Below are 25,667 nucleotides of genomic sequence, written 5' to 3'. Positions count from 1 at the left end.
GCCCGGGTTCGGCGGACCTTCATGCTTCGCGGCTCATTAGGCGAGATCTGCGTAGCGCCGCACAGCCACGGGCGGTGCTATGGGCCTGCCGTACATAGACATTGATGCGCTGATCGCTGAGGCCGGCGGTGACCCATGGGCGATCAACCGCAGCCTGCAGGCCGGCGATCCGTTGCAGATTTCCAATCTGGCCGAGGTCTTTCGCGAGGCCGGTCGTTGCACGGCAGAGGCCGACCACGCGTTCGAGCAAGCCCGCAGCCGTTTCGACGCCGCGTGGAACAATCAGACCGGCGACCACCCGATCAACCACACCGCCGAAGTGCAGCGGGTGACGAAATCGTTGGGAGCGCAGTCCCTTCAATTACCCAAGATCGGTGCCGATCTGGAGAACATCGCCGCGGGCTTGGCCGAAGCGCAACAAGCCGGCGCCGCACAGATCGCGAATTTGGACTCCCAGCTGCAGGCGATCTCCAACTTGCTGTGCCAAGCCGCCGCGATGTTGCAAGACAAACACCTCAGCGCGGCGGACGTGGATGCCCTGCACGCCTTCATCAGAACGTGTGAAGAAGACGCACTGCGGGACACGAAAGCGGCTCTCGCTCAGATGCTGTCGATCCGCCACGGCTACTCCAACTCACTGCAGAAATCTCTGGATGGCTTGCACACCGATGGGTACGACGGGGCCCCGCTGCATGGCCTCGATAGTGACGGCGTAGCCCCGCCGTCGGAGGAACAGCGCAATGCGCTCGCCAATATTCGGCAGATCACCGACCAGGCGGTGGTGGATCAGATGGGCAAGGTGCGTGCCGCGCAGACTGCCCTGGATAAGGCTATGGCGGACCTCTATGCGCACGGGCCTGGTTCTCCGGAAGGGGAAGCAGCCAGCGCCCGGCTTCCCAAGCTCAAGGCCGATCTAGCCAAAGCCCTCGACGACCTGGGCAAGATCCCCAACTACAACAGCATCGATCCGGCGTCGGTGAGCACCACTCCCGACGGCCATTTCATGTTCACCTACAAGGTCGACGGCCAGCCGGTGCAGGTTTTCGGCCAGCTCAAGGACGGCACGGGCGAATTCTTCGATCAAGCGACCGAGACGTCCTATGCGTTCAGCGGCGGCAAGTTGACCGGCATGCGCACACCGGATCCCGGGAAGGTGGAAGCCACCCCCGAGCCGCTGTGGAGCGCTATCACGCTGGCCGTCGGCGGGCCTGAACTCAAGGCCGGCGGGGAGGTGGCCTGGCAGGGCCTGAAGACACTCTTCAGTCGTGAAGCGCTGCAGGGCCTTTCCGCCGACAACGTCCTCCCCCGTGCACTAAGCGCGGCCGAGATCCGCGCGGCGATCGCCGAAGCGGACCTTCCCCCGCATGGCTCGCCACTACCTGATGTCAGCGGGCAGCCCGTGCCGGGCGCCGCCCATCCTGGGCCGCCACCCGTCGTTGAGCACGCGCCGCACCCGGGTGGTGGTGAGATTCCCGTCGAACATGCTCCCGCGGGTCCGCATGTACCTGTGGCGCCGGACAGCCCCAGGCCTCCGGTACGCCCCGATGCACCGCCACCGCCGCCATTACCCCCTGAGCACGAGTTGTTCCACGGATACCACGCGGTCGAACCCGGCCCAGAATTCACCGAGGCTGACGGCAGTTTGTCCTATCCCGACGACATGCTGGCGACCAAACCATATGCCGTGCCGGGTACCGTCATTCCCGATGCGGCCCTTAAACCGGGCACCATTCTCGGCCGTTTTGGTAGCCCTTTTGGGGCTTATTTAGCCCCCGAAGGAACGCCCTTCGCTGAACTGTCACTGCCGCCAGAAAGTGCTGTTAAGCCCTACTTTGAGTACGCCGTGGGGGACCCATCGCGCCTACCTCCTGGCTGGCACATCGAACAGTCTGAAGTAGCGCCTTGGTTCCATCAGCCTGGCGGCGGCCAACAATTCCGAATCATCAAACCAGACGGCACAAATGGTACGGTGCTTGAACTGCAACGTTATGGAGTATTGGTACGGGTACGGTGAAAATGGCGAACTTCTCTCGATTATCAAATAATTGGTTGTTGTGGGCGCCCCGGGCGGGGTTGACCAATCCGTCTACGTCGATGAGTTGTGACGACTGTGAGATCGCTTTCACATCTAGCGACTATTCAGTGCACCTTCGTGATGGCGACGGAGGTTGGAGTGTCGACATAGTTGACGACCGTGGGCAGCGGCGTAATGGCGTCGCTAAATTTTCGACATTCGAGTTGGTCGAGAAGTACCTGGTATGGGATTGGGTTACTTCCGCTCGTTCCGACCTCGCTTCAGGCGCACTCGGTGCCGATCTCTATGGGCTTGGGTACGCGCCTGATGTGCAAGTCGCTGAACTGGAAAAGGGCAATATCGAATTATGCCGGGATGGCGCCTGCGCGGTACTTGTAATCGGGGACGCAACGATCTTTAGTCACATTATGAAATGGTCTGCGGAAGAGATCCTCGACCTAGCCAGTAAGGGCCTTTCATAGGACTAGGTCATGGTAAAAGCCGAACTCTGCTGAATTTACGACGACCGCACCCACCGCTGAATCTCCGGCGTAACGGCATCGGTGATGTCGTCGAACTCGGGGTGCTTCTTGAGCACGGTGCCGATCATCGAGCACACGGGGACGATGCGCTTGCCTTCGCCGCGGGCCTCGTTGAGCGCCTCCTCGACGAGGATGGTCGCCAGGCCGCGTCCGCCATACGCTGGGTCGATTTCGGTGTGGTAGAAGACGCGCTGGTCGCCGCGGTCGGCGAAGTCGGCGAGGCCGACTTGCTTGCCTTCCACGGCAATTGTGTACCGGCCCTCCTCGAGGCTGACGGTCGCTTCTGCTCCGGTCTTATCGGCGGTCATGGTTGCCTTCCTTTCGTTGCGGTACGGGTCGAGGCCGCAGCCGCGTGGTCGGCAGCGGCGGGACGGGCAATCGGGTGAGCGAACCCCGATAGCCGTGGACGGCGCCGAAGCGTTCGTCGCCGTCCACCCACAGTTCGCGGTAACCCACGATGTCGTCGTGGCTTCGCCCGACGAAGTTCCACCACATCACTAGTTCTTCAGTGAACGGTGTGCCGCCGAGCAGGAGTACCCGGCCGGGCCGATCCCCCACGTTGCGCAGGTGCAGCGACGAAGCACCGGGGCTCAGGTAGGCGAGTTCGGCAACCGCCAGCGCGGTCTCCTCCACCCGCACGGCGCCCAGATCGCAGAGCACGCCGTGTTCGAATGCCGGGTCGACATCGATGTCCAGGCGAGCGCCGGTGTCGAGATCGATCTGCGCGCCCAGCAGCGGCGTGAACGTATGCACCGGTGACCGGGTGCCGGCCAGTCCGCCGAGGAACACTCGCGCCGTCGCGCCGGCAAGCAACACCGGCTCGGGCACGTAGTGGGCGAAGTCGCGGCCGGTGTCGCGATCGGAATCGGGAAGCGCCACCCAGAGCTGGACACCGTGCAAGGCTGCCGGCGACGTAACCGACACCTCGGAATGACAGATACCGGCACCCGCAGTCATGAGGTTGAGCTCGCCCGGCCGTACTGCCGCATGCACTCCGGCGCTGTCGTTGTGCTCCACTTCCCCACTGAACAACCAACTGACCGTTTGTAGTCCGGTGTGCGGATGAGGTGGAACGTCCATGCGCGCCGACGTCGGGCCGTAATGGTCGATGAAACACCACGCCCCGATCAGCGAACGGTTCCGTTGCGGAAGCGTGCGCTGCACCCGCATGGCCCGCGGGCCGCCCAGTGGAACCTCCCTGGGCGTCAACACCTCGGTGCCCACGCCTGGCGAGGTAGCGCAGGCGAGTTCGACGGGTGCCGACTCAAGGTTGCTCATGGTCCATTCGACCGTACCCAAACCCCGTTACTTCCCTGGCGGTCGGAGCACCTTCATGGCCAGCCGCATGACGGGTTCGGGCACCCGGTCCTGCATGGAAAGCGCTGTGTCGGCGACGCGGGAGCGTAGCGGGGTGCCGCGACCGAAAACCCGGTTCAGCGGGCCGCCGGACGGCTCGAGCACCACATGCAGTGGCGGCGTGCCGACGGCGGCACCCAGCGCGTTCGCGATCACCATCCGCTGAATCTCGCTCGTGCCCTCAAAAATGGTGTATAGCTTGGCATCCCGATACCACTTCTCCACCGGGTGATCGGTGATGTAGCCCCAGCCGCCCATGGTTTGAATGGCGCGTTCGGTGGCCTTGACGGCGACCTCGCTGGCGGCCATCTTCGACATCGAGCCTTCCCCGCGCTCGAAGGCAACGTTGTTGGCTGCCATCCACGACGCCCGCCAGGTCAAGAGCCGCGCCGCGTCGATCTGGGTGGCCAGCTCGGCCAGCGGGAAGGCGATGCCTTGGTTGTCGATGATCGGTCCGCCGAACGCCTCGCGCTCCGTGGCGTACGCCGTCGCGTACTCGAGCGCGGCGCGCGCGATCCCGATGGCCTGGGCGGCCACCATCGGCCGCGTCTGCTCGAACGTGCCCAATGTCGCTGAGCCCGATCGCTTTGCGCCCGCAACCACTTCGCGCGCTTTGGCGAGTTTGTGCTCTAATTTATCCTGTCCCCCAAGCAAATTGGCGCCCGGTACGCGGACGCCTTCGAACAGCAACTCCGCGGTGTGTGACGCACGGCAGCCGAGCTTGTCCAGCTTGCGCACGAGTCTGAGCCCGGGGGTGCCACCGGGCACCACAAACAGCGCCTGACCACGATGGCCTAGTTCCTCGTCGACCACCGCGTTGACCACGTGCACGTTGGCGATCCCGCCGTTTCCGATCCACATCTTGTGGCCGTCGATGATCCAGTCATCACCGTCGCGGCGCGCGTGAGTGCGCAGATTCCGTACGTCGCTGCCGCCCTCGGGTTCCGAGATCGCCAGCGCGGCAAGCTTGAGATCGCCTGGTGTGCCGAAGCATTCGGGCGCCCATTCCAACATCTGCTCCGGAGATGCTGCCTGCCCGATCGCCGACAGAGCCAGCGCCGGCATTACGATCGCCAACCCGATCCCCGCGCAGCCCCAGAACAGCTCCTCCATGAACATCGGCAACGAGAGGCCGGTCGGATCGCCGATCAGGTCGCGGTAGAACAAGGGGCTGTAAAAGCCGCGCTGGGCCGCCTCCTCCAGGACCGGCCACGGAAACTCCTGCCGTTGGTCGTAGTGGAGCGCCACCGGGCGGATCACTTCTTCGGCGAACTCGTGGGTCCGCCGGGCCAGGTCGTGCTGCGCCGCCGTCGGGGTCAGGTCGAACGTCATGGATCCCGCCTTTGGTGGACAGACTCGTTCGTGCCGAAGCTCTACCCCGTTGGCTAAGTCAGCAAACGGCTGTACCCGGGACGGAACGTCAGGCCGCGGAGCGGGGCCCCACTTGCGCCAGGGGCAGGTGCAACACCACCGCGGTCACCGGAACGGCCTCATGTTCGTGGTTGGCGAGCAGGGCCGCGTTCTCCGGTAGCTGGCGTGAGTTGATCTCGCCGGACGCGATGCGCCGCAGGATGTCGTGGGCCTGGGCGAGCTGCTCGCGCTTGCGGTATTGACCCCCGGGAAGTTTGACGCCGGCCCACACGCCGTACTCCTCGCGGTGCGCGATGGCATGTTGGGCGCACCGACGCTGCTGCGCCAGCGGGCAGCGCCGCAGACACTGGATGCGCGCCTCGACGGCCGACCGCTCGTACGCACGGGCCTTGGCCGCGCCGTCGCCACCGTCGTCGTCGGGGTAGCCGAACCACAGTTCCGGGTTGGTAGCGCAGGGGTGTCCCATGTCGGTCTCCTTGTCGAGCTTGAAACGTAGGCAAAAGCGTATACAGACACAGCAGCCGAACGCAAGAGAAACGTGACAAAAACGTATATACAGAGCGATACGTTGTGGCCTGTGTACTATCCGGCCTATGGCCGGAGCCTGCTGTGAGCCGTGAATCGGCAGGTGCGGCGATCCGCGCTCTGCGAGAGTCGCGCGACTGGTCGCTAGCTGACCTCGCGGCCGCGACCGGTGTCAGCATCATGGGCCTGAGCTTTCTGGAGCGCGGTGCCCGCAAGCCGCATAAAAGCACAGTTCAGAAGGTCGAGAATGGCCTAGGCCTCCCCCCGGGCACCTATTCCCGGTTGTTGGTGGCGGCCGATCCGGACGCGGAACTGGCCCGGCTGATGGCCGCGCAACCGCCTGCCGCCGTCCCCGCCAGGCGCAACGGGCCTGTGGTTGTGGACCGTCACAGCGACACAGAAGTGCTGGAAGGATATGCCGAAGCGCAACTGGAAGCGCTCAAATCCGTCATCGATCGCTTGCCTGCGACAACATCAAACGAATATGAGACGTATATTCTGTCTGTGATCGCTCAGTGCGTGAAAGCAGAGATGCTGGCCGCCGGCTCGTGGCGGGTCGCCGTGAACGCGGGCGCGGACTCGACGGACCGGCTTATGACGCACCTCCAAGCCCTAGAGGCGACGCGCACGGCCCTGCTGAAACGAATGCCGACCAGCTTGAGCGCCCGCTTCGACGGGGCATGTGTGCAGTCATCGCTGCCCGAGACGGTCATCGCTGCACTGGTGGGTGTCGACGTCGAGGAGCTCTGGGACATCCGCAACCGGGGGGTGATCCCGCCGGGGGCACTCCCCCGCGTGCGCGCCTTCACCGACGCCGTGGAGTCGGGAGGCCAGCTGGGCGAGGGGGCGCCGTGACCCAAAGCGAGATCGAGGTGCTGAGCCGTGCTCATGACATGTTCGCCGGCGGCATCCGCCCGTCGTCGGTGGACGCTGGCACCGGGCATTACCGCAATCTGCTGCAGAGCGCGGCCGGGCTGAACGACGGAGTGGCACGCGGCGGCTATCGGCTCGCGGTGGACCACAGCCGGCAACGGCTCGCTGCCGCCGCCGCCACGGACGCCGCCGCGGCGGGCGTCATCGCCCGTGCCCAGCGGGATCGGGCCGAAGCTCGCGATCTGACCGGGGGTGTCCTTGACGAAGCGCGCGCCGCCGCCGTGGAGGCTCCGGCGACACCGATGGCGCAGCGCGAGGCGATGCGTCGTCGGGCGGCGCGACTGCGGGCCCAGCGCGCGCACGTCCTGTCGGCCCGCTTCAGGGCGCGTCGACGCCTCGCCGAGCTGCGGGCGCTGCGCTACCAACTCCTGCGCCACCGCCCCGCCGGATTGAACGGGCGCGCCGCGATCGCGGTGCGCGCCGCACTGTCCCGCCTGGGCCGCCCCTACGTGTGGGGCGCGACGGGGCCCGAGCAGTTCGATTGTTCGGGGCTCGTCCAGTGGAGCTACGCGCAAGCGGGAATTCACTTGGACCGCACCACTTATCAGCAGATCAACGACGGGATCCCGGTGCCTCGCTCGCAAGTCCGGCCGGGCGACCTCGTCTTCCCGCACGCCGGGCATGTCCAGCTGGCCATCGGCAACAATCTGGTAGTCGAGGCGCCCTACCCGGGCGCCTCGGTGCGGATCAGCCCACTAGGCCCCAACGTTGCGATTCGCCGACCGCTATGACAAACAGGGTGAGCCGATGACGGAACAAGCAGGACCTTCGGTAGCCGCCATGCAGGCGCGGCAGTCGGCTCTGGCCGGCCAGCACGGCACGGCGGCCGACGCCGACCGCGTGCTGGCAGAGGTGCTCACCAGCGCGCATGCCGCGATGCGAGAGGGCGCCAGGCGTCTGGATGCGATCGCCGAGCAGATCGACCACGCCACCGTGCACCAAGCGAACCTCGCGGTCGATACGCCCATGGGCGCCCGCGAGTTTCAGCGATTCCTGCTGGCCAAACAACGCGAGATCACCGCGGTCGTCGAGGGTGCCCGCGAACTCAGCCGAGCGAAAAAGGCTGTGCTGGAAGGCCTCCGGGACCGGTACGCCGCTGGCAATGCCTAGCAAGGCGGCGATTTCGGTGTCATGCACAATGGCCTGGCATGGTGAATTGTTGGCGGGGATAAGCCTGGGTACTGTCGCCGGGCATGGAGGGGTCGCAACGCATCCCGCAAGGACGTGCGTAGCTGATGTCGGCGCACGAGGAGCTGCTTGCCGCGGTGAAATATGTCCGAGACCGCACCGGTGACCCGAACGCGTGGGTGGCGGGTCTGTCGCCCGGTGAGCTGGCCGCGGTGATCACCCCGACGACGCACCCCGAACAGCTGCAAGCGATCGCGGGCAAGATCCGCCAGCGAGATGCGGCCGCACCGGATCGGGAGCAGGGCGAGGCGGCGGAAGCGATCGCGCACGCCGAAGCTGCTCTGTCACGCCAGAATTCGGCAAGTTCTCAGCTGGATATGCAGGTGATCACGGCTATCTTGAACGCCCACCTCAACGCCGTCGAAGGCAGTCAAGCGCTGACCAAGTTGCAGCAAGACATCGAAGCCGCGGTGCGAACACGGTCGGACCTGGACACTCCGGCAGGAGCGCGCGACTTCCAGCGATTTCTGATCGGCAAGCTCAGAGACATTCGTGCGGTGGTCCTCAACGCGAGCCTCGACGACACGTCGAAGTCGGCGCTGATGGCCGCCTGGACATCGCTATATGACGCATCCAAGGGGCAACCGAGCAGTCCCGATGGACGGCCGGCGGCCCAGACGGTCGGCGCCGACGCGGCTACGACAGAGGATTCCGGGTGGGATCCGCTGCTGGATTCGTTGTTCGCCGACGATCCGGGCGCCGCAACCGATGATCTGTCGGGAGGCGCTGTGCCGGAGGTAGCGAGCGCTCCGGCGGCGCCCATGGCTCCTGTGCTGCCGCCCATGCCCAACTTTGGGTCGGGACTGCCGAGCTTCGGCGCGACGCCGGCCGGGCTGCCGCTTCCCACCCTGCAGGGCGACGACACAACGGATCCGGCGCTGAAGGGCCTCGACGACGAAGGAGTGCCTGATTCCGAGGACCATGCGGATCCGAAGATCGACGCTTCGTCCGATCAACCGGGCGACACCGGCCAGGACGTTGCGGCAGTCGAGGGCGAATCGCCACCGGCGGGTCCCACCACGGTGACTTTGCCCGACGGTGAAACGGTGACGGCGGCCAGCCCCCAGCTGGCAGCGACAATCAAAGCCGCGGTCGGCGGAGCGGCGATACCAGATGCCTTCCAACAGCAGGGAATAACGATTCCGCCGCCGGGCACCGCGGTGGCCAACCCGATCGACGCCTCGCACGTCGCTCCGGCCGATATCGGAATGTTCATCGATCGGCACGCGCTTGCCCTCGGCCCAGGAAAAGCCCTCCTCGATGGCCAAATTCAAGACATCGCCACCGTGAGCGGCCCGAGCTTCCTAGGCTGGGAACATCCGCCGGCCGCAGCCGCGACCGCGCCGGCGACGCCCGACACACCGACACCCACGCGGCCGGCGACCTCGTCGACCACCTGACAATAGTGATCTCGCCGGTCTGGCCGGCGGCCGTGAACAGGAGACAGCGGATGGCAGATTCGATCCATGTGGTCCCCGCGCACTTGCGTCAAGCCGCTGCGCGCCACCAGGAAACCTCCGATTACTTACGCACGGTCCCGTCGTCGCACGAGGCGATCCAGGAAAGTCTGGATTCACTGGGCCCGATCTTCGGTGACCTTCGCGACGCAGGGCGAGAGCTGCTTGAGCTCAGACGACAGTGCTACGAGCAGCAAGCGGCGGACCACGCCGACCTGGCAGACAAATTGGCGGCGTCGGCGACGATGTGGGAACAGCACGAGCAGGATGCGGCGCGCAGCCTCGGCGGCATCGCTGACCGCGGTCGATGACGGACGCGAATCCCGCTTTTGACACCGTTCACCCGAGTGGGCACATCCTGGTCCGCTCCTGCCGCGGCGGGTACATGCACAGCGTTGCGCTGAGCGAAGAGGCGATGGAGACCGACGCCGAGACGCTGGCACGAGGCATTTTGCTGACCGCCGACGTGTCTTGCCTGAAGGCATTGCTGGAGATTCGCGACGAGATCGTGGCGGCCGGTCACACCCCCTCGGCCGAGGTTCCGACCCCGCGAGACCTCGATGCGGCGATCGAGAAGTTACTCGCGCATAAACTTCGCCGCCGTCACAGCGCTATCTAGAGGCCTACAACAGCCAGGTCTTGGCCGCCTCGGGATCTGGAGCGATGTCGGTGGGCGGCTCTACGGGGTTGGGGCCGAACAACTCTCGTGCGCGGGCGAGTAAGGCACGCACCTCATCGAGTTGCTGCTGCAGGGCAGATTCAGCCATATCTGCACGGTACTCAGGCCGTCAAAGCTGCACAATTCACTGACCGAATAAGCCATCCGGCAGATGCCGGTACGCTGAGCCGGTGGCGATCTTCGGTCGGATGACGGCGCGTCAGCGCCTCCGGAGAGCTACCCGGGAATCACTGGCGATGCCGGCCTTCAGCTCTCCCATCGATTGCACCCCGTGGGTGATCGGTGGGCTTTGGCCTGCCGAGCTGTCGACGATCACCGCCGAAAATGCCACGCTCGCAGACTATCTGAAGACGGACCTGCAGCGGATCGCCGACAGCGCCAACGAGCAGCTGAAAATGGTCAAGCGCGCGGGTTTGGCCGATTTTGCGCGTCAGGCGGAGGAGGCCCGGGTCATCGACGAGGCGCGGGCCCGCGCCGTCCGCCGCGTCGAATCGACGATTCGCCAGCTGCACGCGGCGAAGGCCGGGGTGACCGCTGGACATCTCCGCCCGCAGGCCGCCGAGCCGCAGTCATCGGACATGGACCAGACCCAGGTCATCGCTGCTGTCCCGAACTCGCGACCTTCCGAAGCGCCGACCAGGGACGTGCGCCGGCCGCGCTGGCGGGTTGCCGACAAGCCGGCCCCTTCCGTGCCGCAAGGCGGGGACGAGGCCGAGGCACCTGTCCGTGACACCGCCGTCGAACAGAACGCCGGCGCGCCGGATATGGAGGAGACGCAAGTCATTCCTGCTGTCACGCAGGTGGAGCCCGTCGTCGACGCGCCGACCGAGAATGCCGAGCCCGATTGGGAGCCCGTCGCCAACGGTCGTCACCACCTGGGGGTGGAGGAGCCGGCGACCGAGCAGGACCAGCCCGAACGGGGGTCCGACATCGATGCCGCGGACGGCGTCGCGGGGGCGCCGATGGAGGAGACGCAGGTCATCCCCGCGATCACCGATGCCGAGCCGGTGGTTGACGAGCCGGACAGCCACCACATCGCCGAGGACGACACCCCGGCGACCTCGATGGAGGCGACGCAGGTCATCCCCGCCATCACCGAGGCCGAACCCGTGGTCGACGAACCCGTCGCGAACGGTCGTCACCACGCCGTGTCCGAAGAGCCGGCATCGGCCCAGGACGACGCGCAACAGCTGGCACAGCAGCCGGAGCCCGTCGAGGACTCGATGGCCTCGATGGAGGAGACACAGATCATCCCCGCGATCACCGAGCCCGAGCCCGTGGTTGACGAGCCGGCCGAGGGCCCGGCGAGCCAGGACGAGCCGGATGCACCTCAGGAGCCCGCCGCTCGGCCCAGCAGGCAAAAGGACACCGCCGCAACGAGTTTCGACACGGACCGGCTGAATCGGCTCCTCGAATTCGTGGTTCGGCAGGAGTCGCGGCTGAATTGGGCGGTCGGCGAACTCTTGGATGGCACGACCGTCCTGGTCACCGACCTCGCGCACGGCTGGATACCGGCAGGTATCAACCTTCCGGCTGGGGTGCGGTTGTTGGAACCCGAGCGACGCACCGGCAGGGTGTCCGCCTTGATCGGCGATGCGGCGCGCGTGGTGACCTACGCTCCTGGTGATTCGCTGCGCCGCTCGCCCGACTTCACCGCCACGAAATCGTCGTTGGAACCACGCGAGCTGCCGCTTATAAGCGATCTGGCCAGGGTGCTGAGCGAGACCACGCGCCGGTTTGACGGACTCCCCCGCATCGTGCAGAGGTTGGCGGACGCGGCCGCCGCGGAAGCGGTTGTCATCGACCAAGAGGTCGACGTGCTGCGCGTGCACCTCGATACGGCGCGCTACCAACTTTTGGTCCAGTACCCGACCGTGAACCCGGCTCTCCTGCTCAAGTGTCTGTTGATGGCCGCCACCGAAGGCATCGCGAGCGGAGACGCGGTATCGGCGAACTATCACCTCGCCTGGTACCAGAAACTCGCCGCCCAGGCGCCCGCCCCCTAGCCGCCATGGGGTGCACCGGTCACCCGCGAGTTTGAATTGACGCTGGTTGGAGGGGGCGACGATACTGTGATCGTGTCGGATTCGGGCGGTCGCGCGAATCTCAGCGACAAGGACCTCGTCGAATCAGTTCTCCGCGAACTGAGCGAGGCGGCCGACAAGTGGGAAGCCCTGGTGGCCCAGGCCGAGGCCGTCACCTACAGCGTCGACCTCGGTGACATTTATGCCGTGGCGAATTCCGACGGCCGATTGCTCAAGCTGACTCTGCACCCCGGCGTGATGACCGGATATGCCCACGGCGAGCTTGCCGACAGGCTGAACCTTGCGATCTCGGCGCTGCGCGAAGAGGCGGAAGCCGAGAACCGGGCAACGTACGGCGGGCCGCTGCAATAACTTCGCGCGCTCGCGCACTCATCGACCGGCGCTTGTGTCGGATGGGCGCCGGCTCTCTTCGCGCGCTCGCGCGCTCATCGACCGGCGCTTGTGTCGGATGGGCGCCGGCTCTCTTCGCGCGCTCGCGCGCTCATCGACCGGCGCCGGGAGGGCCCGCGAAGGCTTGCGCAATCTCCAGCCAGCGCTGCGCGTCGGGCCCATCGGCGGTGAGGTCGAGGGCGCTGAGCGGCCGCCGTTGAGTGACCAGAAGGCAGAAGTCTTCGGCGGAACCGGTGACCCGTTGCGCCCCATCCGGCGATCCCCAGCTCCAGGTGTCGCCGCCGGGTCCGCGCAGCTCGACCAGGAACGGCTCGGCCGGAGCGGGGAGATTGTTGACGAAAAAGGCGTAGTCGCGCGTGCGCACCCCCAGGTGGGCGATCGAGCGCAGCCGGTCGGTGGCCACCCGTTTGACGCCAAGCGCGTCGGCGACGTCCAAGCCATGCGCCCAGGTCTCCATCAACCGCGCGGTGGCCATCGACGCCGCACTCATCGGCGGCCCGAACCATGGGAGCTTGCGCCCGGCGGGAACCATCAGCAGCTCTTCGTGCAACCGGGAACGGGTCGACCCCCAGTCGGCGAGCAGCTCGGCCGGCGCCAGAGCCGCCAACTCTTCGGCACCCGCGTCGACGAAGCCCGTCGGGTCCGCAGCGGCGGCCTTCAGCTCTTCGGCGAAGCCGGCCTCATCGGTGACCGAGGTCAGCGCGACCCGGTCGGTCCACAACAGGTGCCCGATCTGATGCGCGATGGTCCAACCCGGCGCGGGCGTCGGTTCGGCCCAGCGTTCGGCTGGCAGCGGCGCTACCAGGGCGTCAAGCTCGTCGCTTTCGGCGCGTAGGTCGGCCACAATCGGTTCCGGACCCGCCATCATTGCCTCCGATCGTCGGTTGCCCCCGCCGGGTAGCGATTATTCGCCTGTTCGCCGCGCCGGCCCAGGATGCCGTGCATGGCCAGGCCGGCCAGGTAAAGCCCGGAAGCGACCAGGACGAATGCGGGCGCATGCCCATCCGCGGGAATCAACGCCGCGGCCGCCGTGATCGCGGCGATGAACGCCACCCAGAACAGCGCGTCTTGGACGGCGAATACGTGCCCGCGAAGGGCGTCGTCGACGTCCATCTGCATTGCCGAGTCGGCGCACAGCTTGACCATCTGCCCGGTCACACCGAGGAAAAAGCCACACCCCACCATGACCGGTAGCAGCAACCCCGCGCCGGCGACCTCGATGATCGCGGACGCCGCGAGTGCACCATTGACCGTCGCGTAGCGCCCCCAGCGACGAACCGCCGGCGGAGTCAGCACGTTGGCCAGAAAAGCGCCCAAGCCGGTGGCGCCGAAGAACACCAGAGCGGTACCCAGTCCCCCGACTGCGGGGTCGGTCAGCTGGTGCACCAGCAGCAAGACCAGCAAGGAGTTGATGCCGATCACCATCCGGTGCGCGGCCAGGCCCGACAGCGTGGCGGCGACCGTCGGCCGCTGCGCCACGGTACGTGCACCGTGCAGCCAGCCGGTGACCACGGCGTAGAGGACCGGTCCGTGGATCGCCCGTTTGGTGTCGTCCGGGCCCAGCGCGCGGGACCCGAACCGTAGCGACAGCATCAAGGCGATCGACACGGGTACCGCGGTGAGGAAGATGATCGCCGAGGCGCCCTTGTCGCCCGCGCCGACCAGGAACCGCGGCACGAGCATGAAGTTGGCACCGATGAAGGCGGCGATGGCCCCGGACGCGTTGGCCAAGGCGTTCATGGTCACGACCTGATCGCGGGGCACGACGTGCGGCAGCGACGCCGACAGTCCGGACGCGACGAACCGGGCCAAGCCGTTGGCGAAGAGTGCGCCCAACAACAGCGGCACGTCGCCGGCCCTGACGGCGAGGATCGTGCCGATCGCGGCGATCAGGATGAGGCGGCCGACGTTGGCGCCGACGAGCACCAGCCGGCGGTCCCACCGGTCCATCAGCGCGCCGGCGAACGGCCCGAGCAGCGAGTACGGCAGGAACAGCACGGTGAACGCCCGTGCGATCGCCATCGGATCGGCGGCGCGGTCCGGATTGAACAGCAACGCTCCGGCCAGACCGGCCTGGAACAGGCCATCACCGAATTGACTCGCCATGCGCACCTGCAGCAGCCGCCAGAAGTCTGGCAAACTGCGCACCGACCGCCATATTTCGACGGGTGCGCTTGAGTGCATCCGGGATTGGATCACAAAACCGACTTCCAAAGTTGGGGCTAGCAAGCTCGTCACCGTCCGAGCCGACTTACCAACAGTACAAATCTTTACGCCCCGCGCTTGATTCCCCCGGGCGGCAGGCGCCGGATGCGATGATGGTTGGGTGCCGCCCGAGGACCCAGAGGACTATGTCGCGCCGGCCGCGCAGCGGGTGCGCGCGGGGACGTTACTGCTTGCCAACACCGATCTTTTCGAACCGACGTTTCGGCGCAGCGTGATCTACATCGTCGAGCACAACGACGGCGGCACGTTGGGGGTCGTGCTGAACCGTGCCAGCGAGACCGCGGTGTACAACGTGCTGCCGCAGTGGACCAAATTGGCGGCCAAGCCGAAGACGATGTTCATCGGCGGCCCGGTGAAGCGGGACGCGGCGTTATGCCTGGCGGCGTTGCGGGTTGGCGCCGATCCGCAGGGGGTGGCCGGGCTGCGGCATGTGGATGGCCGGGTGGTGATGGTCGATCTCGACGCCGAGCCCGACACGATCGCTCCCCTGGTGGAGGGAGTCCGCATTTTCGCGGGCTATTCCGGTTGGACCATTGGTCAGCTGGAAGGTGAAATCGAACGAGACGACTGGATCGTATTGTCCGCGTTGCCATCTGACGTTCTGGCGGGGTCGAGGTCCGACCTGTGGGCGCAGGTGCTGCGCCGCCAGCCGTTGCCCTTGTCGTTGCTTGCTACCCACCCGATAGATCTGAGCCGCAACTAGCGCCCCTCCCCCAGGTCCGCTCGGGCTTCAGTGACAAGACTGCGTGCAGCCGGCGCAGGTTCCCCCGCAGCCGGGTGCCGCAGCTTCTCGCTGTAACGCGAAGCGCGCACTCTGCCATGATCCGGCGGCCACCGTTCCGAAGGCGCCGGCGACACAGACGATCAACACCACCAGCGCGGTGTGTGGGGAGGCTGCCAACGCCACCACACCGCCGGCGGCAAGCATGATTGCCGCCGCCAGTTGCGCCGGAGCCATAGACCGCAGCGCGAGCGCGGTGGGGTCGACGTTCTGGGTGCGCGCCAATGACCAAGTTCCGAACCCGGCGGAGGCCACCGCCGCGCACATGCACAGCACTCCCGCAATAAGCATGGCCTCACAATACGAGCCCGGACACCGGTCCGCTCAGTCGGCTCCGGAGGAGCCTTGGCACCGCTCAGTGCTGCAAGAACGTGAAATTGGGGAGCGGGGGGAGGCCGGGGACCAGGGCTAACAGGTTCGGTGTGGGCTGACGGCTGGGCATCGGCGCCGTGGGCAAGCCCACCGGAGGAGCCGTGCCCGAGGTTTGCCGGAGCGGAGCCACGGCGGGAGCCTGGGCAACCGGAGCTGTGGCGGGCGCCTGCCCGACCGGAGCGGTGGCCGGTATCTGCCCGACAGGAGCCGCGGCAGGAACTTGCGGGACGGGAGCCGCGGCAGGAACCTGCGGGACGGGAGCCTGGGGCGGGGTCAGCCCGACCGGCGAGGCCGCCGGAGTCTGGACCGGCGCCGGCGCCGGGGCCCCGGGAACGGTCACGCGGAAGCCGTTGACGATGGCGTCGGTGGCGGGTGCGTCGGCGACCGCCACCGCACGATCGGTCGTCACCGCGAGCGACACCAGGTACTTGTCGCCCCCCGAGGTGGCGATGACGTGGCGCCGCGAGGTGTTCAGCGTCATGTCGCCGTCGCGGTACGTACCTTCGACGATCGACGACGGGAAGCCGCCGAAATCGGCCATCGAGGCGTTGGTGGGCTGCCAGGCCAGCAGCTTCTGGCTGTCGACGTAGCCGTGGCTGATGGCCTCGCGAGGATCGAAATCACCGACCAGCCTGTACACCACCACCTGTGCATTCGAGGAGTAGATGCTGCTGCCCTGCCGGTCGGCGATCACCGCGAACGCGTCGGGCACATTGGGGTCGGGCACCTGAGTCCAGCGGGCCGGCACCGGCAACGTGATGTCAAGTGCCTTGAGGCCCTGGGGTTTTTGCGCCTCGAGCTTGACGCCCTTCGACTGCAGGTATTCACGGACCGTCCCGGAGGTGGCCGGGGCCGGAGTGACCGCGGGGGCCACCGGCGCGGCCGCCGCCGGCACCGTTGCACCCGGGGCCGTCGGCGATGCGACGGGATTCGGCGCCGGCGGGGCGGCGAGGAACCGGTTGGCGGGCGCCTGTCCGGGCGCGGCGGCGACGTTCTGCGGCGCCGGGATGGCAGGAGCGGGTGCTGGCGCGGGAAGTACGGGGTCTGCCGATGCCTGGGCGCCCGTGACAACCGCCATGCCGATCAGGGCGGCGACCATACCCCCGAGGAGCGCACGGCGGGCGGGGACGATCTCGATCATCTGCCTCGGTCCTTCCAATGGCGCACTGCCAGGTCATTAGAGGCCGACTGTAACTACAGGTCAAAGGCCGTGGATAGGCCCGAAATACACCTGGGATGAACCCCTGATCGGTGCGCAACGGAACCGAGATCATCCCGTGGCCGGCGGTCGGCCCGAGGTGACCCTTATACCCTGTTCAGGTGACCGAATCCCCGACCACCGCCGCCGAGAGCAACTCCGGTGCCGTTCAGACGGACCCCGATGCGCCGACGTATCGCTACACCGCGGCGCTGGCAGGCCGTATCGAGAGCACCTGGCAGGAGAACTGGGCGAAGCTCGGGACGTTCAACGTGCCCAACCCGGTCGGCTCGTTGGCTCCTACGGATGGCAGCCCGGTCCCCGCTGACAAGTTGTTCGTGCAGGACATGTTTCCCTATCCCTCGGGCGAGGGACTGCACGTCGGCCATCCGCTGGGCTACATCGCCACCGACGTTTACGCCCGCTACTTCCGGATGACCGGACATAACGTCCTGCACGCGTTGGGTTTCGACTCGTTCGGGCTGCCCGCCGAGCAATACGCCGTGCAAACGGGCACCCATCCGCGCACCCGGACCGAGGCCAATGTCGTGAACTTCCGGCGTCAACTGGGTCGGCTGGGCCTCGGCCACGACAGCCGGCGCAGCTTTTCGACCACCGATGTCGAGTTCTACAAGTGGACACAGTGGATCTTCCTGCAGATCTACAACGCCTGGTTCGACAATTCGGCCGGCAAGGCCCGCCCGATCGCCGAGCTGATCGCGGAATTCGACTCCGGCGCCCGCCGCCTTGACGATGGACGGGACTGGGCCAGGCTGTCGGCGGGGGAGCGGGCCGACGTGATCGACGGCCACCGACTGGTCTACCGCGCCGACTCGATGGTGAACTGGTGTCCGGGCCTGGGCACTGTGTTGGCCAACGAAGAGGTCACCGCCGACGGCCGCAGCGACCGCGGCAACTTCCCGGTATTCCGGAAACGGTTGCGGCAGTGGATGATGCGGATCACCGCCTACGCCGACCGGCTTCTCGACGACCTGGAGTTGCTGGACTGGCCGGAGCCGGTCAAAACCATGCAGCGCAACTGGATCGGCCGCTCCACGGGCACCCGGGCGCTGTTCTCGGTGAGCAACGCCGGCGGCGAGACGGTCGACATCGAGGTGTTCACCACCCGGCCGGACACCTTGTTCGGCGCCACCTATCTGGTGCTTGCCCCCGAGCACGACCTGGTCGACGGACTGGTCGCCACCAGCTGGCCCGAGGGGACCGACGCCCGTTGGACTTACGGCGCCGCGACGCCGGGGGAGGCCGTCGCCGCGTACCGGCAGGCGATCGCGGCGAAGTCGGACCTCGAGCGCCAGGAGAGCAGGGAGAAGACGGGCGTCTTCCTCGGCAGCTACGCGACCAACCCCGCCAACGGCAAGCCAGTGCCGATATTCATCGCCGACTACGTCCTGGCCGGATACGGCACCGGCGCCATCATGGCGGTTCCCGGCCACGACCAGCGCGACTGGGACTTCGCCCATGAGTTCGGCCTTCCCATCGTGGAAGTCATTGCCGGGGGCGATATTTCGGAGGCCGCTTACCCGGGCGACGGCATGCTGGTGAACTCCGGCTACCTGGACGGAATGGATGTGCCGGCGGCCAAGGAAGCGATCACCGCCCGCCTGGAGGCGGACGGCCGCGGCTGGGCGCGGATCGAATTCAAGCTGCGGGACTGGCTTTTCGCCCGGCAGCGCTACTGGGGCGAGCCGTTCCCGATCGTCTACGACAGCGACGGACGCGCCCACGCCCTTGACGAGGCCGCGCTGCCGGTCGAGCTGCCGGACGTGCCGGACTACTCACCGGTGTCGTTCGATCCCGACGACGCCGACAGCGAGCCGTCCCCGCCCTTGGCCAAGGCGACCGAGTGGGTGCACGTCGAACTGGACCTCGGCGACGGCCTTCAGTCGTACACGCGCGATACCAATGTGATGCCGCAGTGGGCCGCAAGCTCCTGGTATGAGCTGCGCTACACCGACCCGCACAACTCAGAACGCTTCTGCGCCAAGGAGAACGAGGCCTACTGGATGGGCCCGCGGCCAGCCGAGCACGGGCCGGACGACCCGGGCGGCGTCGACATGTATGTCGGCGGCGCCGAACACGCGGTCTTGCATCTGCTGTATTGCCGCTTCTGGCACAAGGTTCTATACGACCTGGGGCACGTCAGCTCACGGGAGCCCTACCGCAGGTTGGTCAACCAGGGCTACATCCAGGCCTTCGCCTATACCGACGCGCGCGGCTCGTATGTTCCCGCCGAAGAAGTGATCGAGCGGGACGGCGGCTTCTTCTACCCGGCCCCCGACGGTGAGATTGAGGTGTTCCAGGAGTTCGGCAAAATCGGTAAGAGCCTGAAGAATTCGATCTCACCCGACGAGATCTGCGACGAGTACGGCGCGGACACGCTGCGGGTGTACGAGATGTCGATGGGCCCGCTGGAGGCCTCCCGACCGTGGGCCACCAAGGACGTCGTCGGGGCACAGCGCTTCTTGCAGCGTGTGTGGCGGCTGGTGGTCGACGAACAGACCGGCCGGACCCGGGTGCTCGACGTGGCCGGACAGCAGGAGCTCGACTCCGACACCCTGCGGGCGCTACACCGCACCATCGCGGGGGTATCGGAAGACTATGCCGCACTGCGGAATAACACTGCAGCGGCCAAGCTGATCGAGTACACCAACCACCTCACCAAGGAGCACCGCGACGCCGTTCCCCGGGCCGCGGTGGAGCCGCTGGTGCTGATGTTGGCGCCGCTGGCCCCGCATATGGCCGAGGAGCTATGGCTGCGGCTGGGCCACACCACGTCGCTGGCGCACGGCCCGTTCCCGCAGGCCGATCCGGCCTACCTGGTCGACGACAGCGTCGAATACCCGGTCCAGGTCAACGGCAAGGTGCGTGGGCGAGTGGTGGTGGCGGCCGACGCCGATCAGGACACCCTGAAGGCCGCGGCATTGTCGGACGAGAAGGTCCAGGCATTCTTGGCGGGCGCCAATCCCCGCAAGGTGATCGTGGTCCCCGGCCGACTGGTGAACCTGGTCGTCTAGCGGTTGCGAGTCACCGGCCCGCGGGCCGCAGCACCACCTCGTGGACGTGTCCGTCGGGTGGCGTCGCCAGCACGTTGGCGACCGTTGCCGCGACGGTTTCCGGCTTGAGAAACTTCGCCGGGTCGTACGTCCCCCCCTCGAACGCGACTAGTTCCCGTTGCATTTCGGTGTCCGTGCGCCCGGGGTAGACCGTCGTCACCCGCAACTGCGGTTCGTCGGCACGGAGCGAGTCGGCGAAGGCGCGCAACGCGAACTTACTGGCCGAGTAGGAGGCCATGCCGGGCGAAACGTTGCGCCCCGCACCGGAGTTGATGAAGACCACCTGGCCGCGGGCACGCCGCAGCGCCGGCAGCAGCGCCAGTGTAAGTCCCACCGGCCCAAGCACATTGACGGCGAAGGTGGCGCGCCACTCGTCGACGTCGGAATCCGCGACATGACCGGGGATCGACACCCCGGCGTTGTGCACCAGCACATCGAGTTCGTCCACGATCTCGCAGGCGGCCTCGATCTCCACGGTGTCGGTGAGGTCCACTGGGAACGTCGTCGCGTCCAGCCGCTGGGCAACGGCGTCGAGCCGGTCGGAGGGCCGACCGGCCAGCAGCAGAGTGTGGGTGGGGGCCAGCGCGGTGGCGATCGCGGAACCGATGCCACCGCCAGCGCCGGTGATCAGTGCAGTTGGCATGCACCGTAGTCTACGGGCGCCGCCAAACTCGCTGAAAGGCAGTTACTTTCACGCCTCTTTACGGGCAGCTGGCGCACCCGCGGGCGCGGGTGCCGGTTCGCCGCAGGCCAGCCGCTCGAGCGGAGCCAACGCCTGCATCAGGGTGCCGAGGTCGGACGCGGGCAGTTGACTGAGCATCGCGGCCAGCGAGGCGCGCCGATTGGCCAGGGACTCGCCGTGGACGGCACGTCCGCGCGGGGTGATGTCGACCAGCACGGCCCGCAGATCGGACGGGTCGCGCGAGCGTTTCACCAGCCCCAGCTTTTCCAGCCGGCGGATCGCCACGGTGGTGGTGGGAGTGCGCACCCGCTCATGGGCCGCCAGGTCGGTCATCCGAATCGGCCCCTGATCCAGCAAGGTGACCAGAATCGACAGTTGCGCCAACGTCAATTCGCCCGCGGCCGCGGTGCCGCTCGGGTCCCCGCGCCGCAGAATCGAAAACAATTTGGACAGCGCACGGTGCAAACCTTCCGCAAGCTCGGTGACATCGGCCGCGGTGGATTCGCTGTCCGCCATAAACGGGGAGTCTAACGCTATATCAGGCACGTACAAGCTAGCTAAGCCGACTAATTAGTAGCAATGGGGTGGTCAAAGTACTTGGGACAAGAATCGCTGCAGCCGTTCGGTCTGCGCGGCTTCGAAAATCTGCTCCGGGGGCCCGGATTCCACCACCTTGCCGCGATCCATGAACACAACGGCGTCGGATGCCGAGCGGGCGAAGCCCATTTCATGGGTGACCACGATCATCGTCATGCCGTCGGCGCCGAGGTCCGCGATCAGTTGCAGAATCCCTTTGACCGTTTCCGGATCCAGCGCCGAAGTCGCCTCGTCGAAGAACATCACCTGAGGTGCCATGGCCAGCGCGCGGGCGATGGCGACCCGTTGTTGTTGGCCCCCGGACAGCATGCCGGGCCGGGCATCGGCCTTGTGCTTCAGGCCAACTCGCTCCAATTGGTTCAGCGCCAGGTCGCGGGCATCGTCGGCCGGCAGGTGCCGCAACTTGCGCGGAGCCATCGCAACGTTTTTCAGCACGCTCAGATGGGGGAAGAGGTTGAAATGCTGAAACACCATGCCGATGCGCTGGCGCAGCTCGTTGGGATCGTCACGTAACACCGATCGACCGTCCAGCAGGATGTCGCCGCTATCGGGTTCGTACAACCGATTCAAGGTGCGCAGCAGCGTCGACTTGCCCGAGCCGGACGGTCCGATGACAGCGACGGTGGTGCCCGCCGGAGCCTCGAAATCGACGCCACGCAGTACCTTGTTCCCGCCCAGGGTCTGGTGAATATCCTTGGCGGCCAAAGAAACCGACCGACGCCTCGCGCCGCTCACGTGATCTCCTGGCCGAACTTCGTCGCCAGCATCTCGGCATTGTCGTCGAGGTCGGGGGCGCCCCGGCCGCGGCGCAAGCGCGCGTCGATGTAATTCACCAAATGCGTCAACGGAATGGTCAATATCAGGTAGAAGAGGCCGGCGGCCACCAACGGTGAGAGGCTCCCGGTCTGGGCATTCAAATCCCGGCCCACCTGAAAGAGCTCTCGCTGATCGGCAATCAGGCCAAGGAAGTACACCAACGCGGACGCCTTCAACAACCCGATGAACTGATTGACCAGTGCCGGCAATACCCGCCGTATTCCCTGCGGCACCACCACCAGTCGCATCGCAGTCGTGTAGCTGAAGCCCAGCGCGCGGGAGGCCTCCAACTGGCCGGGGTCCACGCTTTGTATTCCGGAGCGCAGGATTTCGCCGATATAGGCGGCGGCCATCAACCCAAGCGCGGCAATTCCCAAGGGGTAAGGGTTCTTGTTCGTCAGGCCGCCGACCAATGGTCCGACGCCCATTCCGATCAGCAGGATGATCACCACTTCGGGAAGGCCACGGAAGATATCGGTGTATACCCGCGCCGGCCAGCGCAGCCAGCGCCGATGCGAGATGCCCGCCATAGCCAGCACCATCCCGAGCGCCAGCCCGATCACGATGGCGCAGTTGGTCAGGATCAAGGTGTTCGGCAGCCCCGTCGTCAACAGAACGGGGATGGCTCGGCGGTACATGTCCCAGTCGAAGAACGAATCGCGCAACTGGGCCAGCGCCGATTTGGGCGCGGCCGGACCTGTCGGCGCGCGGTGCTGGCTCGCGACGATCGCGGCGAAATCCGGCAGGTTCGGGACCGGCGCCGCTTTCGACCCGGGCTTCCATCCCGGCGGCAGCGTGCGCGGCACCCAGTCGCAGTACAGCTTGGCCCACGTGCCGTCGGCGATCACCGCGTCCAGCCCGGAATTCAGCGCATCGATTAGCGGCTTGTTCTCCTTGGCGACCGCGTAAGCCACGAAATTGCCTGGGCTGAAAGTGTTCGCGACGGTCACCGCGGGATCACCCGGCCGAACCACGGTCGAGGCAAGCGTTCCGGGCGCCACCCACGCATCGATCTGGCGGGTCTTGAGGCTGGCGTACAAGGTGGCGAAGCCGGGATACTTCACCGGCTGCAGATGCAGGGTGTCGACGACGTACGATTCCTCGACGGTGCCCTGGACGACGCCGATGCGCTGCCCGGCGCCGAGGTCGCTGAACTTGTGGATCGGTGAGCCCGGGGGCACCACGAGGGAGTAGAAGCCGAAGTCGTAACCGTTGGTGAAAGCGACGGTGTGACGGCGTTGGTCGGTCGCTTTCACCGACGCCGATCCGACGTCGAAGCGCCGGGACGCCACCTGGGCCAGCAACGCGGAGAAGTCGGTGCTGACGAAGCGCAACTGCAGACGCAGCTTGTCGGCGATCGCGCGCAGCAGCAGGTTGTCGAAACCGCTGAATTCGCCGGTCGGATTGATGCAGATGTTGGGCGGGGCATCCGAGAGCGTGCCCACCGTCAGCACGCCCGGTGTGCCGAGCCCGAGCGCTCCGACGTCAACCGCGGTGAGCGGCTCGACGGATTGTGTCGTGTCCCGGTCTTCCTGGGGCGTGGGCCGGCTCTCGGTCAGATCCTTGGGCAAGGCCCTTGCGCTGTCCAAGCCGGCCGGCGCGCATTGATTCCAGTCGGCAGCCGCGGGCGCGGCCGGCCCGCCTAATGCCATGCCGCATACCAGCACCGTCGTCGCGGCCAGTCCGAACAGCCTTGCGCGGCGCTGGGTGCGCCGGTCCACGCGCGCATTCATCCCTGCCACCGTATCGACAGGGCGGCGGCTTCGTCGGGTGAGCGTGCCCTACAGCGCCAGCGACGGCTCGACGCTGACGGTTTCGGCGTCGACGAGTACCTCGAGCGGTCCGGGCACGACCGGGCTCCCGTCGTCGGGGGCGGTGAACACCCTGCGCCGGGAAAGTTCGGCCAGCATGGTCTGGGCCATCAGGTAGGAGCGGCCGACGCACGCGGCCCGGGCGGCCTCGGGGTCGCGCCGGTTGATCGCGGAGGTCTCCTCTTCGTAGAACGGCAGCATCTCTTCGCGGCTGCCCTGATAAATCAGCCAGAACACTCGGGGAACCAGATTTTGCGAGGCGCGGATCGTGGCGTGCAGGCGCGGCCCGGCGTATTCGTCGTTGAGGGTGCGCCGGTACTCCGCGGCGATGTCGCAGAAGGCCCGCGAATCCTTCGCTGTGCGTAGCGATCGCATGAAGGCGTCGAGCTGACCCAGGATCCGCGGCGTGGGGCTGGTGGCCGCGCGTGCGGACGCGATGCCGTTGAGCAGACCCTCGAGCTCATGATGCTCGAGGACGGTGGCTTCGTCGAACCGCTCGACGAACGCGCCGCGGTGATAGCGGGTGGACACAATGCCGTCGTGTTCGAGTTGCACCAGCGCCTCTTGAATAGGGACGCGGCTTACGCCCAGGCCCAGCGCGATCTCATTGCGATCGACGCGGTCGCCGGTGCGCAACTTCCCCGTCAGCAAGAGGTGAAGGATGTGCGAAACAACCAGGTCCTTTTCTTTGACCCCGTATTTCTTTGGCATTTCGTCGTTGAGTCTCTTTCAAACCCGGTGCGGCCATCAGCGCGAGAAGTTTCTCACGAGTGGGCTCGTATTTTCCGGTGTTTCGCCGATAAATGGTCAGCGACGGGCTTAACGACCATCCCGCCACCGGCACAGCGCTTCCGCGGCGCCGAGGTTGTAATCCGGCCCGTCACACGCGACGGTTAGCAGCGTGACTCCGAGGCCGACGAGCTTTTCGGCATTGTCGATCAGCTCGCCGCCGTCCTGCACGGCGGCGGAGCGTTCGATGCTCGCCGGGTCGCGGCCGACGTCGGCGCAATGCCGGGCCAGGACGTCCGCCTTGGCCGGGAACTCGTCGGCGGAGGTGAAGCTGTGCCACAGGTCGGCGTATTCGGCGACCAGCCGCAGCGTCTTGCGCTCACCGCCCCCGCCGATCAGGACCGGGATGTCGCGGGTCGGCGGGGGGTTCAGTTTCGCCAGTCGCGCCTTGATCCGGGGGAGGGCGCCCGCGAGGTCGTCGAGGCGGCTGCCCGCGGTGCCGAACTCGTAGCCGTACTCGTCGTAGTCCTTCTGCTTCCATCCCGAGCCGATCCCCAGCACGAGCCGGCCGTCGGAAATGTGATCGACCGTGCGGGCCATGTCGGCCAGCAGCTCGGGATTCCGGTACGAGTTACACGTGACCAGCGCGCCGATCTGGATGCGCGAAGTCTGCTCGGCCCACGCCCCGAGCATTGTCCAGCATTCGAAATGCGCACCGTCGGGATCGCCGTAGAGGGGGAAGAAGTGGTCCCAGTTGAAGGCGATGTCGACGCCGATGTCCTCGCAGCGACGCACGGCGTCCCGGATTTGGCGATACTGCGGCGCGTGCTGAGGCTGCAGTTGCACGCCGATGCGAATGGGGAGATCAGGGCTCATGAGAC

The 25,667-nt window shown here is 66.6% G+C and carries 26 protein-coding genes; 11 read left to right on the top strand and 15 right to left on the bottom strand.

Features of this window, described 5'->3' with window-relative positions; translation table 11 throughout:
* The first annotated feature begins 79 nt into the window (after positions 1–79).
* Positions 80–2,014 (top strand): TNT domain-containing protein, encoded by a 1,935-nt coding sequence (locus A5758_RS06055; protein ID WP_067737751.1) that lies wholly within the window; start codon positions 80–82, stop codon positions 2,012–2,014.
* Positions 2,015–2,531: 517 nt separating this feature from the next.
* Here the strand turns inward: A5758_RS06055 and A5758_RS06050 are convergent.
* The 4 genes from A5758_RS06050 to A5758_RS06035 all read right to left on the bottom strand — a co-directional run bounded on the left by A5758_RS06050 (position 2,532) and on the right by A5758_RS06035 (position 5,749).
* Positions 2,532–2,864, bottom strand: coding sequence for a GNAT family N-acetyltransferase (locus tag A5758_RS06050; RefSeq protein ID WP_067208598.1), 333 nt, complete (start codon positions 2,862–2,864; stop codon positions 2,532–2,534).
* Positions 2,851–3,834: a pirin family protein gene (locus A5758_RS06045; protein WP_067737748.1), complete on the bottom strand. Its 984-nt coding sequence runs from the start codon at positions 3,832–3,834 to the stop codon at positions 2,851–2,853. Before A5758_RS06045 ends, A5758_RS06050 begins: the two co-directional genes overlap by 14 nt.
* Before the next feature lie 27 nt (positions 3,835–3,861).
* Complete coding sequence (locus A5758_RS06040; RefSeq protein WP_067737746.1) at positions 3,862–5,244, bottom strand: acyl-CoA dehydrogenase family protein; 1,383 nt, start codon at positions 5,242–5,244, stop codon at positions 3,862–3,864.
* Between the two features lie 88 nt (positions 5,245–5,332).
* The gene (locus A5758_RS06035; protein ID WP_067737744.1) at positions 5,333–5,749 is read right to left on the bottom strand and encodes a WhiB family transcriptional regulator; all 417 of its coding nucleotides are present in this window, start codon (positions 5,747–5,749) and stop codon (positions 5,333–5,335) included.
* A 143-nt stretch (positions 5,750–5,892) separates the two neighbouring features.
* Between A5758_RS06035 and A5758_RS06030 the strand changes: the two genes are divergently transcribed.
* The 6 genes from A5758_RS06030 to A5758_RS06005 all read left to right on the top strand — a co-directional run bounded on the left by A5758_RS06030 (position 5,893) and on the right by A5758_RS06005 (position 10,005).
* A complete protein-coding gene (locus A5758_RS06030; RefSeq protein WP_067737741.1) occupies positions 5,893–6,663 on the top strand; it encodes a helix-turn-helix domain-containing protein in 771 nt (256 codons plus the stop codon).
* Complete coding sequence (locus A5758_RS06025) at positions 6,660–7,472, top strand: C40 family peptidase (RefSeq protein WP_067737739.1); 813 nt, start codon at positions 6,660–6,662, stop codon at positions 7,470–7,472. The genes A5758_RS06030 and A5758_RS06025 overlap by 4 nt, the downstream gene beginning before the upstream one ends.
* A gap of 16 nt (positions 7,473–7,488) precedes the next feature.
* Positions 7,489–7,851 carry a DUF4226 domain-containing protein gene (locus tag A5758_RS06020; RefSeq protein ID WP_066951365.1) on the top strand — a complete coding sequence of 121 codons (363 nt, stop codon included), beginning with the start codon at positions 7,489–7,491 and terminating at the stop codon, positions 7,849–7,851.
* A gap of 125 nt (positions 7,852–7,976) precedes the next feature.
* Positions 7,977–9,329, top strand: coding sequence for a DUF4226 domain-containing protein (locus tag A5758_RS06015; RefSeq protein WP_067737736.1), 1,353 nt, complete (start codon positions 7,977–7,979; stop codon positions 9,327–9,329).
* A gap of 50 nt (positions 9,330–9,379) precedes the next feature.
* Positions 9,380–9,697 carry an ESX-1 secretion-associated protein gene (locus A5758_RS06010; protein ID WP_067208759.1) on the top strand — a complete coding sequence of 106 codons (318 nt, stop codon included), beginning with the start codon at positions 9,380–9,382 and terminating at the stop codon, positions 9,695–9,697.
* Positions 9,694–10,005, top strand: coding sequence for a DUF2694 family protein (locus A5758_RS06005; RefSeq protein WP_067737733.1), 312 nt, complete (start codon positions 9,694–9,696; stop codon positions 10,003–10,005). Before A5758_RS06010 ends, A5758_RS06005 begins: the two co-directional genes overlap by 4 nt.
* A 4-nt stretch (positions 10,006–10,009) precedes the next feature.
* Here the strand turns inward: A5758_RS06005 and A5758_RS26005 are convergent, their stop codons facing one another.
* On the bottom strand, positions 10,010–10,153 hold the full coding sequence (locus A5758_RS26005) for a hypothetical protein (RefSeq protein ID WP_167374087.1): 144 nt from the start codon (positions 10,151–10,153) through the stop codon (positions 10,010–10,012).
* A gap of 82 nt (positions 10,154–10,235) precedes the next feature.
* Here A5758_RS26005 and A5758_RS06000 point away from each other — a divergent pair, with 82 nt between their 5' ends.
* Both A5758_RS06000 and A5758_RS05995 read left to right on the top strand, forming a co-directional pair.
* A complete protein-coding gene (locus A5758_RS06000; RefSeq protein WP_067737729.1) occupies positions 10,236–12,071 on the top strand; it encodes a DUF5631 domain-containing protein in 1,836 nt (611 codons plus the stop codon).
* Positions 12,072–12,140: 69 nt separating this feature from the next.
* Positions 12,141–12,461: a DUF2710 family protein gene (locus A5758_RS05995; protein ID WP_369816399.1), complete on the top strand. Its 321-nt coding sequence runs from the start codon at positions 12,141–12,143 to the stop codon at positions 12,459–12,461.
* Between the two features lie 130 nt (positions 12,462–12,591).
* On the opposite strand, the gene A5758_RS05990 is transcribed toward A5758_RS05995, so the two are convergent.
* Entirely contained in the window at positions 12,592–13,365 is a 774-nt protein-coding gene (locus tag A5758_RS05990; RefSeq protein ID WP_067738295.1) for a TIGR03084 family metal-binding protein, read from the bottom strand.
* On the bottom strand, positions 13,365–14,684 hold the full coding sequence (locus A5758_RS05985; protein WP_067737721.1) for an MFS transporter: 1,320 nt from the start codon (positions 14,682–14,684) through the stop codon (positions 13,365–13,367). Before A5758_RS05985 ends, A5758_RS05990 begins: the two co-directional genes overlap by 1 nt.
* A gap of 142 nt (positions 14,685–14,826) precedes the next feature.
* On the opposite strand from A5758_RS05985, the gene A5758_RS05980 reads away from it, so the two are divergent.
* Complete coding sequence (locus A5758_RS05980) at positions 14,827–15,429, top strand: YqgE/AlgH family protein (RefSeq protein WP_067208571.1); 603 nt, start codon at positions 14,827–14,829, stop codon at positions 15,427–15,429.
* A 27-nt stretch (positions 15,430–15,456) separates the two neighbouring features.
* Here A5758_RS05980 and A5758_RS05975 read toward each other — a convergent pair whose 3' ends face one another.
* Positions 15,457–15,798: a hypothetical protein gene (locus A5758_RS05975; protein WP_067737718.1), complete on the bottom strand. Its 342-nt coding sequence runs from the start codon at positions 15,796–15,798 to the stop codon at positions 15,457–15,459.
* Positions 15,799–15,862: 64 nt separating this feature from the next.
* Entirely contained in the window at positions 15,863–17,020 is a 1,158-nt protein-coding gene (locus A5758_RS05970) for an LpqN/LpqT family lipoprotein (RefSeq protein WP_067737715.1), read from the bottom strand.
* 179 nt (positions 17,021–17,199) lie between these two features.
* Between A5758_RS05970 and leuS the strand changes: the two genes are divergently transcribed.
* On the top strand, positions 17,200–20,112 hold the full coding sequence (gene leuS / locus A5758_RS05965) for a leucine--tRNA ligase (RefSeq protein ID WP_067737713.1): 2,913 nt from the start codon (positions 17,200–17,202) through the stop codon (positions 20,110–20,112).
* 10 nt (positions 20,113–20,122) lie between these two features.
* Here the strand turns inward: leuS and A5758_RS05960 are convergent, their stop codons facing one another.
* The 6 genes from A5758_RS05960 to A5758_RS05935 all read right to left on the bottom strand — a co-directional run bounded on the left by A5758_RS05960 (position 20,123) and on the right by A5758_RS05935 (position 25,662).
* Complete coding sequence (locus A5758_RS05960; protein WP_067737712.1) at positions 20,123–20,794, bottom strand: SDR family oxidoreductase; 672 nt, start codon at positions 20,792–20,794, stop codon at positions 20,123–20,125.
* A 48-nt stretch (positions 20,795–20,842) separates the two neighbouring features.
* Positions 20,843–21,349, bottom strand: coding sequence for a MarR family winged helix-turn-helix transcriptional regulator (locus tag A5758_RS05955; protein WP_067737711.1), 507 nt, complete (start codon positions 21,347–21,349; stop codon positions 20,843–20,845).
* Positions 21,350–21,421: 72 nt separating this feature from the next.
* A complete protein-coding gene (locus tag A5758_RS05950; RefSeq protein WP_067737704.1) occupies positions 21,422–22,165 on the bottom strand; it encodes an amino acid ABC transporter ATP-binding protein in 744 nt (247 codons plus the stop codon).
* Entirely contained in the window at positions 22,162–23,979 is a 1,818-nt protein-coding gene (locus A5758_RS05945; protein WP_067737692.1) for an ABC transporter substrate-binding protein/permease, read from the bottom strand. The genes A5758_RS05950 and A5758_RS05945 overlap by 4 nt, the downstream gene beginning before the upstream one ends.
* Positions 23,980–24,027: 48 nt before the next feature.
* A complete protein-coding gene (locus A5758_RS05940) occupies positions 24,028–24,768 on the bottom strand; it encodes a GntR family transcriptional regulator (RefSeq protein ID WP_067737690.1) in 741 nt (246 codons plus the stop codon).
* 108 nt (positions 24,769–24,876) lie between these two features.
* Positions 24,877–25,662, bottom strand: coding sequence for an LLM class F420-dependent oxidoreductase (locus A5758_RS05935; protein ID WP_067737688.1), 786 nt, complete (start codon positions 25,660–25,662; stop codon positions 24,877–24,879).
* Positions 25,663–25,667 lie beyond the last annotated feature (5 nt).

Source organism: Mycobacterium sp. 852014-50255_SCH5639931 (assembly GCF_001665605.1).
Taxonomy (GTDB): domain Bacteria; phylum Actinomycetota; class Actinomycetes; order Mycobacteriales; family Mycobacteriaceae; genus Mycobacterium; species Mycobacterium paraffinicum.
This window is presented reverse-complemented; position numbering and strand designations above follow the sequence as displayed.